The sequence below is a fragment of the Pseudonocardia ailaonensis genome (assembly GCF_039531635.1).
Taxonomy (GTDB): Bacteria; Actinomycetota; Actinomycetes; order Mycobacteriales; family Pseudonocardiaceae; genus Pseudonocardia; species Pseudonocardia ailaonensis.
Genome location: NZ_BAAAQK010000018.1, coordinates 239,890 through 256,855, shown reverse-complemented (window position 1 = coordinate 256,855; position 16,966 = coordinate 239,890). Strand labels below are relative to the sequence as shown.

16 protein-coding genes are annotated in these 16,966 nt (G+C 72.8%); 10 read left to right on the top strand and 6 right to left on the bottom strand.

Annotated elements, in window-relative coordinates:
• Positions 1-60 precede the first annotated feature (60 nt).
• On the bottom strand, positions 61-1,221 hold the full coding sequence (locus ABD324_RS23465) for a PQQ-dependent sugar dehydrogenase (RefSeq protein ID WP_344420953.1): 1,161 nt from the start codon (positions 1,219-1,221) through the stop codon (positions 61-63).
• A gap of 49 nt (positions 1,222-1,270) precedes the next feature.
• Between ABD324_RS23465 and ABD324_RS23460 the strand changes: the two genes are divergently transcribed.
• Positions 1,271-2,182, top strand: coding sequence for a 2-hydroxyacid dehydrogenase (locus tag ABD324_RS23460; protein ID WP_344420950.1), 912 nt, complete (start codon positions 1,271-1,273; stop codon positions 2,180-2,182).
• Positions 2,183-2,194: 12 nt separating this feature from the next.
• Here the strand turns inward: ABD324_RS23460 and ABD324_RS23455 are convergent, their stop codons facing one another.
• The gene (locus tag ABD324_RS23455; RefSeq protein ID WP_344420947.1) at positions 2,195-3,052 is read right to left on the bottom strand and encodes a helix-turn-helix transcriptional regulator; all 858 of its coding nucleotides are present in this window, start codon (positions 3,050-3,052) and stop codon (positions 2,195-2,197) included.
• Between the two features lie 134 nt (positions 3,053-3,186).
• Here ABD324_RS23455 and ABD324_RS23450 point away from each other — a divergent pair, with 134 nt between their 5' ends.
• From ABD324_RS23450 to ABD324_RS23435, 4 genes are all read left to right on the top strand, one after another.
• Positions 3,187-4,119 (top strand): oxidoreductase, encoded by a 933-nt coding sequence (locus ABD324_RS23450; protein ID WP_344420944.1) that lies wholly within the window; start codon positions 3,187-3,189, stop codon positions 4,117-4,119.
• A 14-nt stretch (positions 4,120-4,133) separates the two neighbouring features.
• Positions 4,134-5,402: a lipase family protein gene (locus tag ABD324_RS23445; RefSeq protein ID WP_344420942.1), complete on the top strand. Its 1,269-nt coding sequence runs from the start codon at positions 4,134-4,136 to the stop codon at positions 5,400-5,402.
• Between the two features lie 164 nt (positions 5,403-5,566).
• Complete coding sequence (locus ABD324_RS23440) at positions 5,567-6,151, top strand: DoxX family membrane protein (RefSeq protein WP_344420939.1); 585 nt, start codon at positions 5,567-5,569, stop codon at positions 6,149-6,151.
• Positions 6,148-7,116, top strand: a complete 969-nt coding sequence (locus tag ABD324_RS23435) for a phosphotransferase family protein (RefSeq protein ID WP_344420936.1) — start codon at positions 6,148-6,150, stop codon at positions 7,114-7,116. The genes ABD324_RS23440 and ABD324_RS23435 overlap by 4 nt, the downstream gene beginning before the upstream one ends.
• A 110-nt stretch (positions 7,117-7,226) precedes the next feature.
• Here ABD324_RS23435 and ABD324_RS23430 read toward each other — a convergent pair whose 3' ends face one another.
• The 3 genes from ABD324_RS23430 to ABD324_RS23420 all read right to left on the bottom strand — a co-directional run bounded on the left by ABD324_RS23430 (position 7,227) and on the right by ABD324_RS23420 (position 10,575).
• The gene (locus ABD324_RS23430) at positions 7,227-8,201 is read right to left on the bottom strand and encodes an aldo/keto reductase (protein ID WP_344420933.1); all 975 of its coding nucleotides are present in this window, start codon (positions 8,199-8,201) and stop codon (positions 7,227-7,229) included.
• Positions 8,202-8,277: 76 nt separating this feature from the next.
• Complete coding sequence (ilvD, locus tag ABD324_RS23425) at positions 8,278-10,119, bottom strand: dihydroxy-acid dehydratase (RefSeq protein ID WP_344420930.1); 1,842 nt, start codon at positions 10,117-10,119, stop codon at positions 8,278-8,280.
• A gap of 6 nt (positions 10,120-10,125) precedes the next feature.
• On the bottom strand, positions 10,126-10,575 hold the full coding sequence (locus ABD324_RS23420; RefSeq protein ID WP_344420927.1) for a PH domain-containing protein: 450 nt from the start codon (positions 10,573-10,575) through the stop codon (positions 10,126-10,128).
• Positions 10,576-10,826: 251 nt separating this feature from the next.
• Here ABD324_RS23420 and ABD324_RS23415 point away from each other — a divergent pair, with 251 nt between their 5' ends.
• From ABD324_RS23415 to ilvC, 3 genes are read left to right on the top strand one after another with little or no spacing between them, the layout of a single operon-like run.
• Positions 10,827-12,785: an acetolactate synthase large subunit gene (locus tag ABD324_RS23415; protein ID WP_344420924.1), complete on the top strand. Its 1,959-nt coding sequence runs from the start codon at positions 10,827-10,829 to the stop codon at positions 12,783-12,785.
• Positions 12,785-13,291 (top strand): acetolactate synthase small subunit, encoded by a 507-nt coding sequence (gene ilvN, locus ABD324_RS23410; protein ID WP_344421822.1) that lies wholly within the window; start codon positions 12,785-12,787, stop codon positions 13,289-13,291. Before ABD324_RS23415 ends, ilvN begins: the two co-directional genes overlap by 1 nt.
• A gap of 42 nt (positions 13,292-13,333) precedes the next feature.
• Positions 13,334-14,338 (top strand): ketol-acid reductoisomerase, encoded by a 1,005-nt coding sequence (gene ilvC / locus ABD324_RS23405; RefSeq protein WP_344420921.1) that lies wholly within the window; start codon positions 13,334-13,336, stop codon positions 14,336-14,338.
• A 91-nt stretch (positions 14,339-14,429) separates the two neighbouring features.
• On the opposite strand, the gene ABD324_RS23400 is transcribed toward ilvC, so the two are convergent.
• The gene (locus ABD324_RS23400) at positions 14,430-14,612 is read right to left on the bottom strand and encodes a HepT-like ribonuclease domain-containing protein (protein WP_344421820.1); all 183 of its coding nucleotides are present in this window, start codon (positions 14,610-14,612) and stop codon (positions 14,430-14,432) included.
• Positions 14,613-14,986: 374 nt separating this feature from the next.
• Between ABD324_RS23400 and ABD324_RS23395 the strand changes: the two genes are divergently transcribed.
• Together ABD324_RS23395 and ABD324_RS23390 are read left to right on the top strand one after the other, a co-directional pair.
• Positions 14,987-15,979 (top strand): LLM class flavin-dependent oxidoreductase, encoded by a 993-nt coding sequence (locus tag ABD324_RS23395; RefSeq protein ID WP_344420918.1) that lies wholly within the window; start codon positions 14,987-14,989, stop codon positions 15,977-15,979.
• Between the two features lie 156 nt (positions 15,980-16,135).
• Positions 16,136-16,903 carry a class I SAM-dependent methyltransferase gene (locus ABD324_RS23390; protein WP_344420915.1) on the top strand — a complete coding sequence of 256 codons (768 nt, stop codon included), beginning with the start codon at positions 16,136-16,138 and terminating at the stop codon, positions 16,901-16,903.
• Positions 16,904-16,966 lie beyond the last annotated feature (63 nt).

The following is a 16,966-nucleotide window of genomic DNA, read 5'->3' as shown; positions in this document are numbered from 1 at the left end:
CACGAGGTCGGCCTGGGGCGCGACGACACGGGCCCGCGGCTCGGGCAGCGATCACGGGTCTCACGCCCGGTCCGCGCCGCCGCCCGAGAGCAGGGGCAGCCGGATGACCCGGTCGTCGCTGGCCACGGGCTTGCCCCCCGCCTTGTTCACCGTGCCCAGCCACACCAGGCCGTCGGAGCCGAGGGCGGCGGCGTTGAGGCGGCCGTAGGTGTTGGCGAGCAGGTTCTCCGGTGGGGCCGTGAAGCGGCCGTCGTCGCCGGGGCGGAGCAGGGCGAGCACCGCGCCGGTGGTCATCGCGACCCCGACCGTGCCGGGCTGCGCCACGCATCCGGCGACGCCGGGCCGGTCCGGCCAGCTCCACGCGGGTACGCCCACCGGGCCGGAACTGATCCGGTAGAGGACGTCCCGGCTGCCGGTCCGGTCCGTGACCCACGTGGTCGAGGTGCTCGGGTCCGCGCAGACGCCCGCGGGGTTGCGCAGCCCCGAGCTCAGCACCGGCGAGGTCGGGTCGGGGTTGCGCGGGGAGGGCCGGCCGAGCGTGTCGATCCGCAGGACCTTCCCGGCCAGCGACCGCGGGTCCGCCGGGTCCCCACCCTGCGCACCGGTGGCGACCAGCAGGAATCCGTCCCGGTCGACGCTCAGCCCGCCGACGCCCGGCGCGCCGCGCGGGATCCCGGTGAAGATCGGCTTGGCGGGTTCCCCCGGCGGCAGCCGGACGACCTGGTTGCCCTCCGGCGTGCTGATGTAGGCGTAGACCAGGCGGTCCTCCTGGTAACCGGGGGACAGGACCATGCCGATCAGGCCGCCGCCCGCCGGGTCCACCGGGATGATGGTCACGACCTGGGGATCCGTCCCCCGCTGCACGCGCAGGATGCGGCCCGTGGACCGTTCCGCGACGAGCGCGGCGTCCGTCCCGGGCAGGGGCGCGACCGCGGCGACCGGGTCCAGGCAGGTGGCGACGACCCGGGGGTCCGGATCGTCGCAGCCGTTCGGCGCCCCGGGCTGGGTCGGACCGGTGGTGGGCGGCTGGCCGGCCTCGTTCCCGGGGTCCGCGGGATCCTGCGCCGCGGGCGGACCGCCGAGCTCGCCCTGCCCCTCGGTCTTCGCCTGCCAGTCCCGCGGGCCCTCGTCCGGGAAGGTCGCGCAGCCGGCGAGGAGCAGTCCGAGCAGCCCGGCCAGCACGACCAGCAGGAGCCGGGGGCGGGACGGGCGGGCGGGCACGTCGTCCAGGCTAGGGCGGAGGAGGTGAGCGGCCGGTTAGGGTCGGGCCATGACCCTCGTGCTCGTCCCCCATCCCCGCGGTCAGGAGTACCTCGCCGACGTCCCGGGCGTCGAGACACTGGTCTACGACGCGACGCGGTCCCTGCCCGAGGGCGCCGAGGAGGCCGAGGTGCTCGTGCCGCCCTTCCTCGCGACCGGCGAGGCCGTCGCGCTCGCCCGCCGCCTGCCGAAGCTGCAGCTGGTCCAGCTGCTCACCGCGGGTGCGGACGCCTGGGTCGGCAACCTCCCCGAGGGCGTCGCGCTCTCCGACGGCAAGGGCGCCCACAGCGCCGCGACGGCCGAGTGGGTGGTGGCCGTGCTGCTCGCGGTGTACCGGGAGATCCCGGGGTTCGTGCGGGCGCAGGAGCGCGGCGAGTGGACCCAGCACCCCACCGAGGGGCTGGCCGGCAAGCGGGTGCTGGTCGTGGGCGCGGGCGACGTCGGCGACCACGTGGTGCGTCGCCTCGAGCCCTTCGAGGTGAGCACGACGCTGGTCGGCCGCCGGGCGCGGGACGGCGTCCACGCCATCGGGGAGGTCCACGAGCTCCTCCCGCAGCACGACGCCTGTGTGCTGATCGTCCCCCTGACGGACGAGACCCGCGGCCTGGTCGACGCCGGGTTCCTGGCCGCGATGCCGGACGGCGCGCTGCTGGTCAACGGCGCCCGCGGGCCCGTCGTCGACACGGACGCGCTGCTCGCGGAGCTGCAGGGCGGGCGCCTGAGGGCGGCACTCGACGTCACCGATCCCGAGCCGCTGCCGGCCGGGCACCCGCTGTGGGAGGCGCCGAACCTGCTCATCACCCCGCACGTCGGGGGGAGCGTGCCGGCGGCGCTGAGCCGGGCGTTCACCGTCGCGGCCGAGCAGATCGGCTACTTCGCCCGCGGTGAGCAGCCGCCGAACCTGGTGCGCGGGAGCTACTGACAGCTCCCGGGGTCACCGCCTCCGGGTGGCATGGAGGGACGCGAGGATCTGGAGGCGCTCGGCGTCCGGGCTGCCGGGGCGGGCGGTGTAGACCAGCAGCATGGGGCCGGGACTTCCCGGCAGCGGGTAGGTGTCCCAGGTCAGGGTGATCTCGCCGACGTCCGGCTGGTGGAAGGCCTTCGTGCCGTGCACCGTCTCCCGCACCTCGTAGCGGTCCCACAGCCGCCGGAACTCCGCACTGCGGATGCTCAGCTCGCCGACGATGGCCGTGGCGCGCGGGTGCGTGGGGTCGACCGCGGCGGCGGTCCGCAGCATCCCGATGTACTGCATCGCGAAGTCCTCCCAGCGGACGCAGCGTGCCTTGACATCCGGGTCGGTGAACAGCGCGAGGAGCAGGTTGCGCTGCCCGGCCGGCAGCTGCTCCGGGTCGCCGAGCAGGGCCACGGCCAGCGGATTCCAGGCGAGGACGTCGAGGTGGCGGCTCAGCACCAGGCCGGGGGTGTTCATGGCGTCCAGCAGGTGCACGGTGCTGTCCGGGACGGAGTCGTCGCTGCGCGCCCGGGCGCCCGCGCCGGCCCGCCGGACCGCGTGCGCCAGGGCGAACAGGTGCCGGCGCTCCTCGTCGTCGAGCTCCAGGGCGGCGGCGATCGCGTCGAGCAGGTCGTCGGAGGGCCGGACCTCGCGGCCCTGTTCCATGCGCTGGTAGTAGTCCGTGCTGACGCCGGCCAGCACGGCGAGCTCCTCGCGGCGCAGGCCGGGGACCCTGCGCCTGCCGCCCGGCTCGAGACCCACGTCCTGGGGCTGCAGCCGGTTCCGGCGGGTGCGCAGGAACTCACCGAGCTCGCGCGCGTACGGGTCGTCGTGGGACATGCGGCCAGTCTGCCGAGCCGTCGGGCAGCCAGGGTAGGTCTCCCGGACCCAGGTTCACACGGACGACGGAGATCTCCGGAAACGCTCCTACGGTCGCGATACAACATCGACAACGACACGTCAGGAGATCTCAGATGTCACAGATGTCCCACTGGACGGCGAAGGACATTCCCGACCAGCGCGGCAGGCTCGCCGTGGTCACCGGCGCGAACTCGGGGCTGGGGCTGGTCACCGCGACCGAGCTCGCCCGGCACGGCGCCAAGGTCGTGCTCGCGGTGCGCAACACCGACTCGGGCGAGCAGGCGGCGGCCTCGATCCGGGCGGTCGCACCGGTGGCCGAGCTGGAGGTGCGCAAGCTCGACCTGGCCTCGCTCGCGTCGGTCCGCGAGTTCGCCGAGAAGCTGACGGCGGACGTCGGGGGGATCGACCTGCTCGTCAACAACGCCGGCCTGGTCATCCTCGACTCCCGGCGGGAGACGTCCGACGGGTTCGAGCTGCACATGGGCACCAACATGCTCGGCCACTTCGCGCTGACCGGGCACCTGCTCGGCGCCCTCGACCGCGGGGACGCACCCCGGGTGGTCAACCTGAGCTCGATCGTCCACAAGAGCGTCACCGTGGACCTGGACGACCTGATGTCGGACCGGGACTTCGACGGCAGCCGCGCCTACCGGCGCTCGAAGCTGGCCACCACGGCCTTCGGCCTCGAGCTGGACCGACGCCTGCGTGCGGCCGGGTCGCCGGTCATCGGCGTGGTCGCGCACCCCGGGATGACCAGGACCAACCTCACCCCGCGTGCGTTCGAACACCGTGGCGCGGTCGCGCGGGCCGTCGCCCGCGTCGCCGCGGTGCTCACCACGCAGTCCGTCGACCAGGGCACACTGCCCCAGCTCTACGCCGCGACGGCCCAGGGGGTCCGCGGCGGTCAGTTCTTCGGGCCCGCCGCCCGCGGTGAGCGGCGCGGGCACGTCGCCGAGGTCCGTCCGAGCGAGCAGGCCGGTGATCCCGCCTTCGGTAGCCGGCTGTGGACGGCCGCCGAGGCCCTGACCGGCGTCAGCTACCTCTGAGAAAGGCCCTTCCCATGTCTGTTCACCTGCCGAGACCGGTCGCGCTGCTGGTCGCGACCGTGGTGGCCGGCGCCGGCCTCACGCTCGCCGCCGCACCCGCCGCGTCCGCATCCGCCCCCGCTCCCGCGGTGTCGCATGCCGCGGCCCTCGCGCAGCCGGACCAGGATCCCTTCTACTCGGTGCCCGCGCACCTGGGCGCCACGCGGGACGGCGCGGTGCTGCGGTCGCGGCGGCTACCGGCCGACGCGCTGGCCGTCCCGTCGCCCGCCGCGGTGTGGCAGCTGCTCTACAAGACCCGCGACAACGCCGGGAAGCCCACCGCCACCGTCGCGACGCTCCTGGTCCCCACGGCGCGCTGGACGGGCCCCGGAGCCCGGCCGCTGGTGTCCTACCAGGTGCCCGAGGACGGCCTCTCGACCGTCTGCGCGCCCTCCTACGTGCAGCGCGCGGGCGCGGAGGTGGCCGCCGTCTCCGCCGCGCAGGTCCAGTTCGACCGTCAGCGGGTGGCCGACGCGGTGAGCCACGGCTGGGCCGTCGTCGTCCCGGACTACGAAGGGCCCGGCTCCCAGTTCCTGGGCGCGAACGCGGCCGGGTACGGCGTCCTCGACGGGATCCGGGCGGCGCGCTCGTTCGCTCCGGCGCACGTGGACCGGAAGGCGCCCCTGGGTCTGTGGGGCTACTCCGGTGGCGGTTTCGCCACCACCGCGGCCGCGAAGAAGCAGGCCGCCTACGCGCCCGAGCTCAGGATCAGCGGCATCGCCGCCGGCGGTGTCATCTCCGACCTGAACCGGAGCCTGCAGGCCGTCAGCGGCGGCGCGCTCTCGAGCTATCTGCCCTTCGCGATCGCCTCCGTGCGCAACGCCTACCCCCAGGCGAACGTCGACCAGTACGTCAACGCGTCCGGGAAGTCCTACGCCGACGCCGTGTCGCACACCTGCCTCGGGACGGCGGTCGTCACGGGCCCGCACAACGTGTCCCTGGCCTCGTTGGAGGCACAGCCCGGTTCGCTCACCGCCGGACCGTTCCACGACTTCCTGCACTCGGCCAGCCCGGTCGGCTACGCCGGTGTCCCGACGGCGCCCGTGTACATGTACCACGGCACGGCCGACGAGCTGATCCCCGTCGACGGGGCCCGGGAGCTCGTGGCGCAGTACCGCGCGGCGGGTGTCCAGGTCCGGTTCGTCGAGGACGCGGGGCAGAACCACCAGGGCGAGCAGCAGAACGGCATCGCCGGAGCGGTCGCGTTCCTGGACGAGCGTTTCGCAGCCGGCGCCCACCGCTGAACCGACAGCGCGACCGAACGGCCCCCGCGACGCGGGGGCCGTTCGCGCGGGCCGTCCGCCGCCGGTGCGGGTGACCCGGGAGCCACCGGATCGTGGCCGGATCGTTGGCGAACACGCTGGTCGGGAGCCCGGCCCCGTGGATCCCGCGCCGATACCCTCGCACCATGACCGAACCCACGCAGCAGTTCGACATCGGCAGGCTCGGCGGCACCCAGCCGCCGGCCGCACCGGACTCGGACCGGCGCCCGGTCGCCTGGAACAGCGGCGCCGACCTGGGGATGCTCCTGCTGCGCCTGGGCATCGGCGGGCTGTTCGTCGCGCACGGCGTGCAGAAGGCGTTCGGGCTGTGGGGCGGGCTGGGCCTCGGCGAGACCGCCCGGATCCTCGAGGGCCAGGGGTTCTCCGCGACCTCGATCCTGGCGGGTGTGCTCGGCTTCGGCGAGCTGATCCTCGGTGGGCTGCTGGTCCTGGGTCTGTTCACGCCTCTCGCGGCCGCCGGGCTGCTCGCCGTGAAGGCCGTCGCGATCACCGTGAAGTGGGGCGGCCCGTTCTTCGCCGCCGCGGCCCCGAACGCCCTGGAGCTCGACGTCGCGCTGGCCGCGGGCCTGGCCGCGCTGCTGTTCACCGGGGCCGGGCGGATCGCGCTCGACGCCGGCCGCACCTGGCAGCGGCGCCCGCTGCCGTGGGCCACGCTCTTCCTGGTCCTCGGTGCGGCGGTCGCGGTCCTGGTGTTGTTCGTCCTGCGGTGACCTGGCTGGACGGCGTCGGACGACGGCTGGGCGGGACCCCCGAGATCGTCGCCCGCACTCCGCTGACCGGCGGGTACGCCTCGGGCGTCGTCGAACGGGTGGACCTGCTGGTCGACGGCCGGGTGCACACCGTGGTCCTCAAGCCGGCGGATCCCGTCGAGGTGGCGGCGATGCGGGCCGTCGCGGTGGTCGATCCCGAGCTGGTCGCCGTGCCGCGGATGCTCGCGACCGATCCACTGGTGCTGGAGTTCGTCGACGGTGCCGCGGACGGCGAGGTGCGCGAGCCGGTCCTGCGGACCCTCGCCGCGGTGCACCGGCACTGGTTCCGCAAGCGGCCCCGCGGCCTCCCGGTCGTCGACGCCTCCTGGTGGCGGGGGCTGTGCGCGCACGTGCTCGTGGCGCTGCGCGGGGCGGCGGAACGGGCGGTCGTGGCCCCGGGCGACCCCGACGCGGCCGGCAGCAGCGCCGCTCCGGCCGGTGGCAGTGCCGCTCCGGCCGGTGGCAGCGCCGCTCCGGCCGGTCGCAGTGCCGCTCCGTCAGGCGCCCGGACCGCCCCGGAACCCTGGCCCACGGCGATCGCGCAGGTCACGGCCTGGGCGGAGGACCCGCGCATCGTCGCCGCCCTCGCCCTCCTGCCGAAGACCCTCTGCCACGGCGACGCCCATCGCGGCAACATGCTCGGCGACCACCTGATCGACTGGGGCAACGCCCGGGTGGCACCGGCGGGCCTGGACCTCGCGGTGATCGAGGCCCAGGGCGCCGTGGATCTCGGCCCCTACCGGGTGCTGTTCCCGGAGGGACCCCTCGCCGAGGTGGAACGGGAATGGGCCCGGGTCCACGCACACGTCCAGTACCTGGGGTTCGCGGCCGACCATCTGGGAGCCGCCCGGGTCGCCGAGATGCTCGACACCGCGGCCGAGGCCCTGGCCCGCCTGGGCCCCGCCCTCACCGCCGCGCCGAGATGAACCTCAGGCACCCTCCGACCATGATCGAATGTGCCTGAGGTTCATCTCGGCGAGGGCGAGGGCGAGGGCGAGGGCGAGGGCGGGGCCGGGCCGGGGCGCGGCGGGGCGGCTCAGCGGCCGGTGTTCGCCTGGAGGGCGGCGGGGTAGCGCTCGCCCGCGACCGTCGACACGGAGGCCGCGATCGCCGTGAGCTCGTCCGCGGTGAGCTCCAGGGTCGCGGCGGCGACGTTCTCCTCGAGATAGGTGCGGCGCTTGGTGCCCGGGATCGGGACGACGTGCTCGCCCCGGCTCTGCACCCACGCCAGCGCGAGCTGGCCGGGCGTGACCCCGCGCTCCGCGGCCAGCCGTGTCAGCGTCTCGACGATCCCCAGGTTGGCGGCGAAGTTCTCGTCGCTGAAGCGGGGCAGGTTGCGGCGCATGTCGTCCTCGGAGAGCTGCGCCGTGGACGTCAGTGCGCCGGTGAGGAAGCCGCGGCCCAAGGGGGAGAAGGGGACCACGCCGATCCCCAGCTCCTCGCACGCGGGGATGACGGACTCCTCCAGCCCGCGCGTCCACAGTGACCACTCGCTCTGCAGCGCGGTGACCGGGTGGACGGCGTGCGCGGCGCGGATCGTGTCCGCACCCGCCTCGGAGATCCCCAGGTGGCGCACCTTGCCCGCCGCGACCAGCTCGGCCAGCGCGCCCCAGGTCTCCTCGATCGGGAGCGAGTGGTCCACGCGATGCTGGTAGTAGAGGTCGATGTGGTCGACGCCGAGGCGTGCGAGGGACTCGTCGCAGCACTTCTTCACGAAGGCGGCGTCGCCGCGGGCGCCCTGCACACCGTCCGTCCACACGATGCCGAACTTGGTGGCGAGCACGACCTCGTCCCGGCGGTCCTTGATGGCCCGCCCGACCAGCTCCTCGTTGGCGCCGTGGCCGTAGACGTTCGCGGTGTCGAGCAGGGTCACGCCGAGATCGAGGGCGCGGTGGATGGTGGCGACCGACTCGTCGGGATCCCCGGCCCCGTAGGACTGGGACATCCCCATGCACCCGAGCCCCTGCGCCGAGACCGTCAGGGAGCCGAGCGTGCGGGAAGGAAGCGTCATGGGACGGACGCTACGCCCGCAGTCCCCTCGTGAGTGGCGATAGTCGCCATGGCGACTATCGCCACTCACGGACGGATCAGGGGACCTGGCGGACGGCGCCGGTGTCCGCGGATGTCGCCATGGCGGCGTAGGCGCGCAGGGCCTTGCTGACCACTCGTTGGCGGTCCTTCGGGGTCCAGGGGCGCTCGCTCGCGTCCATCTTGGCGCGGCGTTCGGCGAGGACCTCGTCGTCGACCAGGACCGCGAGGGTCCGCTCGCGGACGTCGATCAGGATCCGGTCGCCGTTCTCGACCAGGCCGATCACGCCGCCGGCGGCCGCCTCGGGGGCGACGTGGCCCACCGAGATGCCGCTGGAGCCGCCGGAGAAGCGGCCGTCCGTGACCAGCGCGCACTTCGCGCCCAGGCCCGAGCCCTTGAGGAAGGCGGTGGGGTGCAGCATCTCCTGCATTCCCGGCCCGCCCGCGGGGCCCTCGTAGCGGATGACGAGCACGTCCCCGGCCTTGATCTCCTTGTGGAGGATCGCGGAGACGGCGTCCTCCTGGGACTCCAGGACCACGGCGGGGCCCTCGAAGCGCCAGATGTTCTCCGGGATGCCGGCGGTCTTGATCACCGCGCCGTTCTCGGAGAGGTTGCCGCGCAGGACCGCGAGGCCGCCGTCGACCGTGTAGGCGTGCTCCTTGTCGCGGATGCAGCCACCGGCGGCATCCGTGTCGAGGGAGGACCAGCGGTTCGAGGTGGAGAACGCCTCGGTGGTGCGGACCCCGCCGGGAGCGGCGTGGAACAGCTCCACGGCGGTCTCGGACGGCGCGGAGCTGCGGATGTCCCACTCCGACAGCCACTGCTCCAGGGTCGGCGAGTGCACCGAGTGGACCTCGGTGTTGAGCAGCCCCGCCCGGTTCAGCTCACCCAGCAGCGCGGGGATTCCGCCGGCCCGGTGCACGTCCTCCATGTGGTAGTCCGAGTTCGGGGACACCTTCGACAGGCACGGGACGCGCCGCGAGATCGCGTCGATGTCCGCGAGCGAGAACGCGATCTCGCCCTCCTGCGCGGCGGCGAGGATGTGCAGCACCGTGTTGGTGGAGCCACCCATCGCGACGTCGAGCGCCATGGCGTTCTCGAACGCCGCCTTGGTGGCGATGTTGCGGGGGAGGGCCGACTCGTCGTCGTTCTCGTACCAGCGCTTGGCCAGGTCCATCACGGTGCGGCCGGCGTTGAGGAACAGCTCGCGGCGCGCGGAGTGGGTGGCCAGCGTGGACCCGTTGCCGGGCAGGGAGAGCCCGAGGGCCTCGGTGAGGCAGTTCATCGAGTTCGCGGTGAACATGCCGGAGCAGGAGCCGCACGTCGGGCACGCGGAGCGCTCGACGATGTCGAGGCCCTCCTCGTCCACCTGGGCCGACGCCGAGGCGGAGATCGCGGTGATCAGGTCCGTGGGCGCCTGCGCGACCCCGCCGACGACGACGGCCTTGCCGGCCTCCATCGGCCCGCCGGACACGAACACCGTGGGGATGTTGAGCCGCATGGCGGCGTTGAGCATCCCCGGGGTGATCTTGTCGCAGTTCGAGATGCAGACGAGGGCGTCGGCGGCGTGGCCGTTGACCATGTACTCGACGGCGTCGGAGATCAGCTCGCGCGAGGGCAGCGAGTAGAGCATGCCGCCGTGGCCCATGGCGATGCCGTCGTCGACCGCGATGGTGTTGAACTCGCGGGCGACGCCGCCGGCCTCGCGGACCGCGCCGGCGACCAGGTCGCCCATGTCCTTGAGGTGCACGTGGCCGGGCACGAACTGGGTGTAGGAGTTCGCGATGGCGACGATGGGCTTGCCGAAGTCGTCGTCGCCCATCCCGGTGGCGCGCCACAGGGAACGGGCACCGGCGGCGTTGCGGCCGTGGGTGGTGACTCGGGAACGAAGAGCCGGCATCTGTCTCTACTCTCCAGCCGGATCGGGCAGCCTGCCGCCGGAGACGGCGGCCAGCGCGGGAAGGTCGCGGATGTGGACGGTGGGCAGCGGTAGCTCCGAGTCGTCCGTCAGCACCGCGCTGACCCGGGATCTCGAGCTCAGGCGCAGCGAGCTGATCTCCGACCACGGTACGCGCCTGCTCGACAGGAGACGACGTGCCGTGACCGACGAGGCGTCGACCACGGTGCGCGGCCGCACGGTCCAGTAGGTGAACGCGACCGGCAGCACGTACACCAGCCAGAGCCAGGGCGCGCCGAACGCGAACGGGATGGCCGCGACCAGGAAGAAGGCGGCGCCGGCCAGGGCGAGCGGGGACCGCCGGAACACCAGCCGCTCCGGGACCGCCCCCGCACTCAGCTTGTTGGCCGAGGCGACGCGCCCCTCGGCGATACCGGGCCTGGACTTGTCTGAGCTCACGGGTGCCATCGTCCCACCTGCTCTCACGATCCGGGACATCGCGTCCCAGCCGGTTGACGCCCGCCGTCGACCGCGTGCTAGGTTCGCTGTCATGTCCGCCCGCCGAATTCTCGTACTTCTCAGGCGCGTCTCCGCCTGAGGCTTTCGAGTACTCGGTCAGAGACGCGCCACCCTCGTTCCGCCCGCTCCGGGCGACGGGGGCTTTTTTGTGTCCGGGCTTCATGTCCGGCACGTGATCAGCGAGGAAGCAGATGACCACCGCAACTCCCCGTCCCGGCACCCCGGGACCGAAACCGGCGCCGCCGCCGGGACGCACCGGAGTGCCCGCGGGACGCCCGACCGGCGCCCCGGGGCAGCGAGAGAAGACCGACGCCGTAGCCGGCACCGTGCCCGGGCCGCGATCCGGCCCCGAGCAGGTCACCGGCGCCCAGTCCATCGTCCGCTCGCTCGAGTCGATCGGCTGCGAGGTCGTCTTCGGGATCCCCGGCGGCACCATCCTGCCGACGTACGACCCGCTGCTCGACTCGACGACGGTCCGCCACGTGCTGGTCCGCCACGAGCAGGGCGGGGGGCACGCGGCGACGGGGTACGCGCAGGCCACGGGCCGGGTCGGGGTCTGCATGGCCACCTCCGGGCCGGGGGCGACCAACCTCATCACCCCGCTGGCCGACGCGCACATGGACTCGGTCCCCGTCGTCGCCATCACCGGGCAGGTGGCCAAGGCGCTGATCGGCACGGACGCCTTCCAGGAAGCCGACATCACCGGCATCACCATGCCGGTGACCAAGCACAACATGCTGGTGACGGACCCGGCGGAGATCCCGCGGGCCATCGCCGAGGCGTTCCACCTGGCGTCGACGGGCCGACCCGGCCCGGTGCTGGTGGACATCCCCAAGGACGTGCAGCAGGCGCAGACCGTCTTCTCGTGGCCGCCGGAGCTGAAGCTGCCGGGGTACCGGCCCACCACCCGCCCGCACAGCAAGCAGATCCGCGAGGCGGCCAAGCTCATCGCCGCGGCGCACAAGCCCGTGCTCTACGTCGGCGGCGGGGTGCTCAAGGCCGAGGCGTCGCCCGAGCTGATGGAGCTCGCCGAGCTGACGAACATCCCGGTCGTCACGACCCTGATGGCGCGCGGCGCGTTCCCGGACAGCCACCGCCAGCACGTCGGGATGCCGGGCATGCACGGCACGGTGTCGGCGGTCGGCGCGATGCAGAAGTCCGACCTGCTGATCGCCCTCGGCGCGCGCTTCGACGACCGGGTCACCGGCCAGCTGTCGAGCTTCGCGACCGAGGCGAAGATCGTCCACGCGGACATCGACCCGGCCGAGATCTCCAAGAACCGGCGTGCGGACGTCCCGATCGTGGGCGACGCCAAGGAGATCCTGGTCGAGCTGATCGAGGCCGTGCGCGGGGAGCAGCTCACCGACCTGACCGCCTGGTGGGCGCAGCTCGACGAGTGGCGCGACACCTTCCCGCTCGGCTACGACTGGCCGGACGACGGCTCGCTGTCGCCGCAGTACGTCATCGAGCGGATCGGTGCCATCGCCGGCCCGGAGGCGCTCTACGCCGCGGGCGTCGGCCAGCACCAGATGTGGGCCGCGCAGTTCGTCAAGTACGAGAACCCGCGGACCTGGCTGAACTCGGGCGGCCTCGGGACGATGGGCTACGCCGTCCCCGCGGCCATGGGCGCCAAGGTCGGCGCGCCGGACAAGGTCGTGTGGGCCATCGACGGCGACGGCTGCTTCCAGATGACCAACCAGGAGCTCGCCACCTGCGCCATCGAGGGCATCCCGATCAAGGTGGCCGTGATCAACAACGGCAACCTCGGCATGGTCCGGCAGTGGCAGACGCTGTTCTACGACAAGCGCTACTCCAACACCGACCTCGGCACCCACAAGCACCGCATCCCGGACTTCACGCTCCTCGCCGAGGCCATGGGCTGCGTCGGCCTGCGCGCGGAGTCGAAGGAGGACGTCGACCGCGTCATCCGGCAGGCGATGGAGATCAACGACCAGCCCGTCGTCATCGACTTCACCGTCGGCGCGGACGCGCAGGTCTGGCCGATGGTCGCCGCGGGCACCGGCAACGACGAGATCATGTCGGCCCGCACCATCCGTCCGCTGTTCGAGGGCGACGAGCTGGCGGCCGGTGTCGAGGCGATCGACGAGGTCACCGAGCGTGCCCTCGAGGAAGGCGCGTCGCAGTCGTGATCGAGACGCACACACTGTCGGTCCTCGTCGAGGACAAGCCCGGCGTTCTGGCCCGCGTCGCGGGGCTGTTCTCGCGGCGCGGCTTCAACATCATCTCCCTCGCCGTCGGCCAGACCGAGGCGCCGGACATCTCCCGGATGACGATCGTCGTGTCCGTCGAGGACTTCCCCCTCGAGCAGGTCACCAAGCAGCTGAACAAGCTGATCAACGTCATCAAGATCGTCGAGCTGGAGCCCACCGCGTCCGTGCAGCGGGAGCTGATGCTCGTCAAGGTGCGCGCCGACGCCGGCGTGCGCAGCCAGGTCCTGGAGACCGTGCAGCTGTTCCGCGCGAAGGTGGTGGACGTGGCACCCGAGGCGCTCACGATCGAAGCCACCGGCACCATGGACAAGCTGAACGCGCTGCTCCGCGTGCTGGAGCCCTACGGGATCCGGGAGCTGGTGCAGTCCGGGATGGTGGCCGTCGGCCGCGGACCCCGGTCCATCACCGCCGCCTCGGCCCGCTAATACTCTTCGCAAGACCCGCTTCGAGAGGATTTCTCACCCGTCATGAGTGTCAACATCTACTACGACGACGACGCCGACCTGTCGATCATCCAGGGCCGCAAGGTCGCCGTGATCGGCTACGGCTCGCAGGGGCACGCGCACGCGCTCTCGCTCCGTGACTCCGGCGTCGAGGTGAAGATCGGCCTCCCCGAGGGCAGCAAGAGCCGCCAGAAGGCCACCGACGAGGGCCTCGAGGTGCTCACCCCGGCCGAGGCGTCCGCGTGGGCCGACCTGATCATGATCCTGGCGCCCGACACGAAGCAGCGCTTCATCTACGCGGACGACATCGCGCCCAACCTGCAGAGCGGCGACGTGCTCGCGTTCGGGCACGGCTTCAACATCCGCTACGACCTGATCAAGGCCCCCGCGGACGTCGACGTGATCATGATCGCGCCGAAGGGCCCGGGCCACCTGGTCCGTCGCCAGTACGTCGACGGCAAGGGCGTCCCGGCGCTCATCGCCGTGGAGCAGGACCCGTCGGGCAACGCCAAGGCGATCGCGCTCTCCTACGCGGCCGGGATCGGCGGCGCCCGCGCGGGCGTCATCGAGACCACCTTCAAGGAGGAGACCGAGACCGACCTGTTCGGCGAGCAGGCCGTCCTCTGCGGTGGCGCGGCCGCGCTGGTGCAGACCGGTTTCGAGGTGCTCACCGAGGCGGGCTACGCCCCGGAGATCGCCTACTTCGAGTGCCTGCACGAGCTCAAGCTGATCGTCGACCTCATGTACGAGGGCGGCATCGCCAACGAGCGCTTCTCCATCTCCGACACCGCCGAGTACGGCGACCTGACCCGCGGCCCGCGCGTGGTCAACGCCGCCACCAAGGCCGAGATGAAGAAGATCCTGGGCGAGATCCAGGACGGCACCTTCGCGAACGAGTGGGTCGCCGAGGACGAGGCGGGCCGCCCGAACTACACCCGCCTGCAGAAGGAGGGCACCGAGCACCCGATCGAGGTCGTCGGTGAGAAGCTCCGCGGTCTGATGAGCTGGGTGGGCGAGAAGGCCAAGTGACACCCCGTGAGTGGCGATAGTCGCTCTGGCGACCATCGCCACTCACGACCTCGACGGCGCTCCCGGACTCCCGGGGGCGCCGTTCGTGTGTTCAGGCGCCCTCGGCCAGCGGGGCAGTCAGCGTTGTACGTAGCCCGGGCAGTTTCGCCGTGACGGCATCCCAGACCAGCCCGTCGTCGACGACGGCGTAGCCGTGGATCAGGATGTTGCGGAAGCCGATGATCTGTGCCAGGCCGGGAACGCGTGCGGCGATCTCGGGCGCGACCCGGGACAGCTGGTTGAGGGCCTCGCCGAGGATCTCGAACTGCCGCTCGACACCTGAGCGGACGAGGGCGTTCGCTCAGGTGTCGGCCTCGTAGAGGCCGTCCGTGAACTCCTCGATGAGCGAGGCGGCGCGGGCAGCGTCCCAGAGGTATGCGCGTGGGTCACGCGGCATAGAGGCTCTGTCGCTCGTCGAGGACTGCGGTGCGGACGTACGGGTTTCCAGGGCGTCAGCCATGACCACGTCGACCTCGTGGCCGAGGAGATTCTCGAGTCCGGTCTTGAGGGCGAAGTAGGTGTCGAAGCGGATGGATGCCCGGCCGGAAGAGATCCGTGCGGTCGGGTGTTGACACCGGTGACTGACCCCGAGCGGAGAGGTGCGCCGTCGTGTCCCTGCCCCCCTTGTCCATCCTCGACCTGGCGACCGTCGCGGAGGGGGAGAGCGTCCGCGAGGGGCTGCAGGCCAGCGTCGAGCTGGCGCAACGCGCGGAGCGGTGGGGCTTCCGGCGGATCTGGTACGCCGAGCACCACAACATGCGCTCCATCGCCTCGTCGGCGACGAGCGTGATGATCGGCCACGTCGCGTCGCAGACGTCCACGATCACCCTCGGCGCCGGTGGGATCATGCTGCCGAACCACTCGCCGTTGCAGATCGCCGAGCAGTTCGGCACCCTCGCCGAGCTCCACCCGGGGCGGATCGAGCTCGGCCTGGGCCGCGCGCCGGGGACCGACCAGAACACCTTCCGGGCGCTGCGCCGGGACCCGCGGGCGTCGGAGACGTTCCCGCAGGACGTCCAGGAGCTCGCGGCCTACCTGGGCTCCGACAGCCTGGTGCCCGGCGTCAACGCCTACCCGGGCCGCGGCACCGGCGTGCCGCTCTACGTCCTCGGGTCGAGCCTCTACGGCGCGCAGGTCGCCGCGATCCTCGGCCTGCCCTACGCCTTCGCCTCGCACTTCGCGCCGGAGCAGCTCGAGCAGGCCGTCGAGACCTACCGGGCCGAGTTCCGGCCGTCCGCGCAGCTCGCGGAGCCGCGGGTGATGGCGGGCGTGAACGTGATCGCCGCGGACAGCGCGCAGGAGGCCGCGGACCTGCAGCACAAGGCGCAGGTCAACCGGGTGAAGCTGTTCCTCTCCCGCGGCGGCAACCGGCTGACGGACACCGAGGCCGAGGCGGTGCTCAGCACGCCCTCCGGCCGGCAGATCCTCGGGATGATGAAGTACACGGCCGTCGGCACCCCGGAGACGGTGCAGACCTGGCTGGAGGACCTCGCGGCGCGGGTCGGGCTCGACGAGCTGATCGTCGCCTGTCCCGTCGTGGACCGGACCGCCTGGTTCCGCTCCTTCGAGCTGCTGGCCGAACGGGCCGCCGTCGCCGCCTGATCGGTGCTGCCCGATCGGTGCTGCCTGATCGGTGCTGCCCGATCAGCGCCGCCGACCGGGGGATTTTCCGGACGTCCGGCGCGAGCCGGGCACATGCCGTCGCCTTGCCGGGGCGGCCGGGCCACGCTTCCTGCCTGCACGAGAAGGCGGTGGTCGATGGCCGAGGTCGGCGAGGCCCGCGCGGGGGCGCGGCGCGGGGAGTACGGGATCGACGCGCCGGCGGTGCCCGCGTCGATGGGCGGCGTCGGCGTGCTGCTCCTGGTCCTCGGGTTCGTCCTGCTCTCGACGCGGCCCGTGGGCGCGGTGCTGGGCTGGACCATCTGGGCATTCGCGGTGGGCGGGTACCTGATCCTCTCCGCGTCGTCGTACCTCTACACCACCCGGCGCGGGACGTTCCGGGTCTGGGCCGGGCTGCTCGACGGCCTGGACCTGCGCGGTGACGAGCGGCTCCTCGACCTGGGCTGCGGGCGCGGTGCGGTGCTGCTGCTCGCCGCCCAGCGGCTGCCGAACGGGCACGCGGTCGGCGTCGACCTCTGGCGGTCGGTCGACCAGTCCGGCAACACCGAGGCCGCGACCAGGGCCAACGCCGAGGCCGAGGGCGTGTCGGCGCGGGTGGAGCTGTGCACGGGCGACATGACGGAACTGCCGTTCGACGACGGGGCGTTCGACGTCGTGGTGTCCTCCCTCGCGATCCACAACATCCCGTCCACCCCGGCGCGGGCCCGGGCGGTCGCCGAGGCGCTGCGGGTGGTGCGGCCGGGTGGGCGGATCCTGCTGGCCGACATCCGCAACGCCCGCACCTACGCCCGGGTGCTGCGCGGTGCGGGGGCGACCGGCGTCCGCTGCCGGAGGCTGGGACCGCGGTTCTGGTACGGCGGGCCGTGGGTGGCGACGACGCTCGTGACGGCGCGGCGCGCGGGGTAGCGAACCGGACAGTTCCTCCCGAGGCCGGGGCCGTCGATGGGCCCACCTAGACTCAGGGGTGTC

What these genes read in the sequence shown, in the direction of transcription:
- ABD324_RS23460 (WP_344420950.1), top strand. Translation starts at nt 1,271, where the DNA reads ATGACCCTCGTGCTCGTCCCCCATCCCCGCGGTCAGGAGTACCTCGCC.
- ABD324_RS23455 (WP_344420947.1), bottom strand. Translation starts at nt 3,052, where the DNA reads ATGTCCCACGACGACCCGTACGCGCGCGAGCTCGGTGAGTTCCTGCGC.
- ABD324_RS23450 (WP_344420944.1), top strand. Translation starts at nt 3,187, where the DNA reads ATGTCACAGATGTCCCACTGGACGGCGAAGGACATTCCCGACCAGCGC.
- ABD324_RS23445 (WP_344420942.1), top strand. Translation starts at nt 4,134, where the DNA reads ATGTCTGTTCACCTGCCGAGACCGGTCGCGCTGCTGGTCGCGACCGTG.
- ABD324_RS23440 (WP_344420939.1), top strand. Translation starts at nt 5,567, where the DNA reads ATGACCGAACCCACGCAGCAGTTCGACATCGGCAGGCTCGGCGGCACC.
- ABD324_RS23430 (WP_344420933.1), bottom strand. Translation starts at nt 8,201, where the DNA reads ATGACGCTTCCTTCCCGCACGCTCGGCTCCCTGACGGTCTCGGCGCAG.
- ilvD (WP_344420930.1), bottom strand. Translation starts at nt 10,119, where the DNA reads ATGCCGGCTCTTCGTTCCCGAGTCACCACCCACGGCCGCAACGCCGCC.
- ABD324_RS23415 (WP_344420924.1), top strand. Translation starts at nt 10,827, where the DNA reads ATGACCACCGCAACTCCCCGTCCCGGCACCCCGGGACCGAAACCGGCG.
- ilvC (WP_344420921.1), top strand. Translation starts at nt 13,334, where the DNA reads ATGAGTGTCAACATCTACTACGACGACGACGCCGACCTGTCGATCATC.
- ABD324_RS23390 (WP_344420915.1), top strand. Translation starts at nt 16,136, where the DNA reads ATGGCCGAGGTCGGCGAGGCCCGCGCGGGGGCGCGGCGCGGGGAGTAC.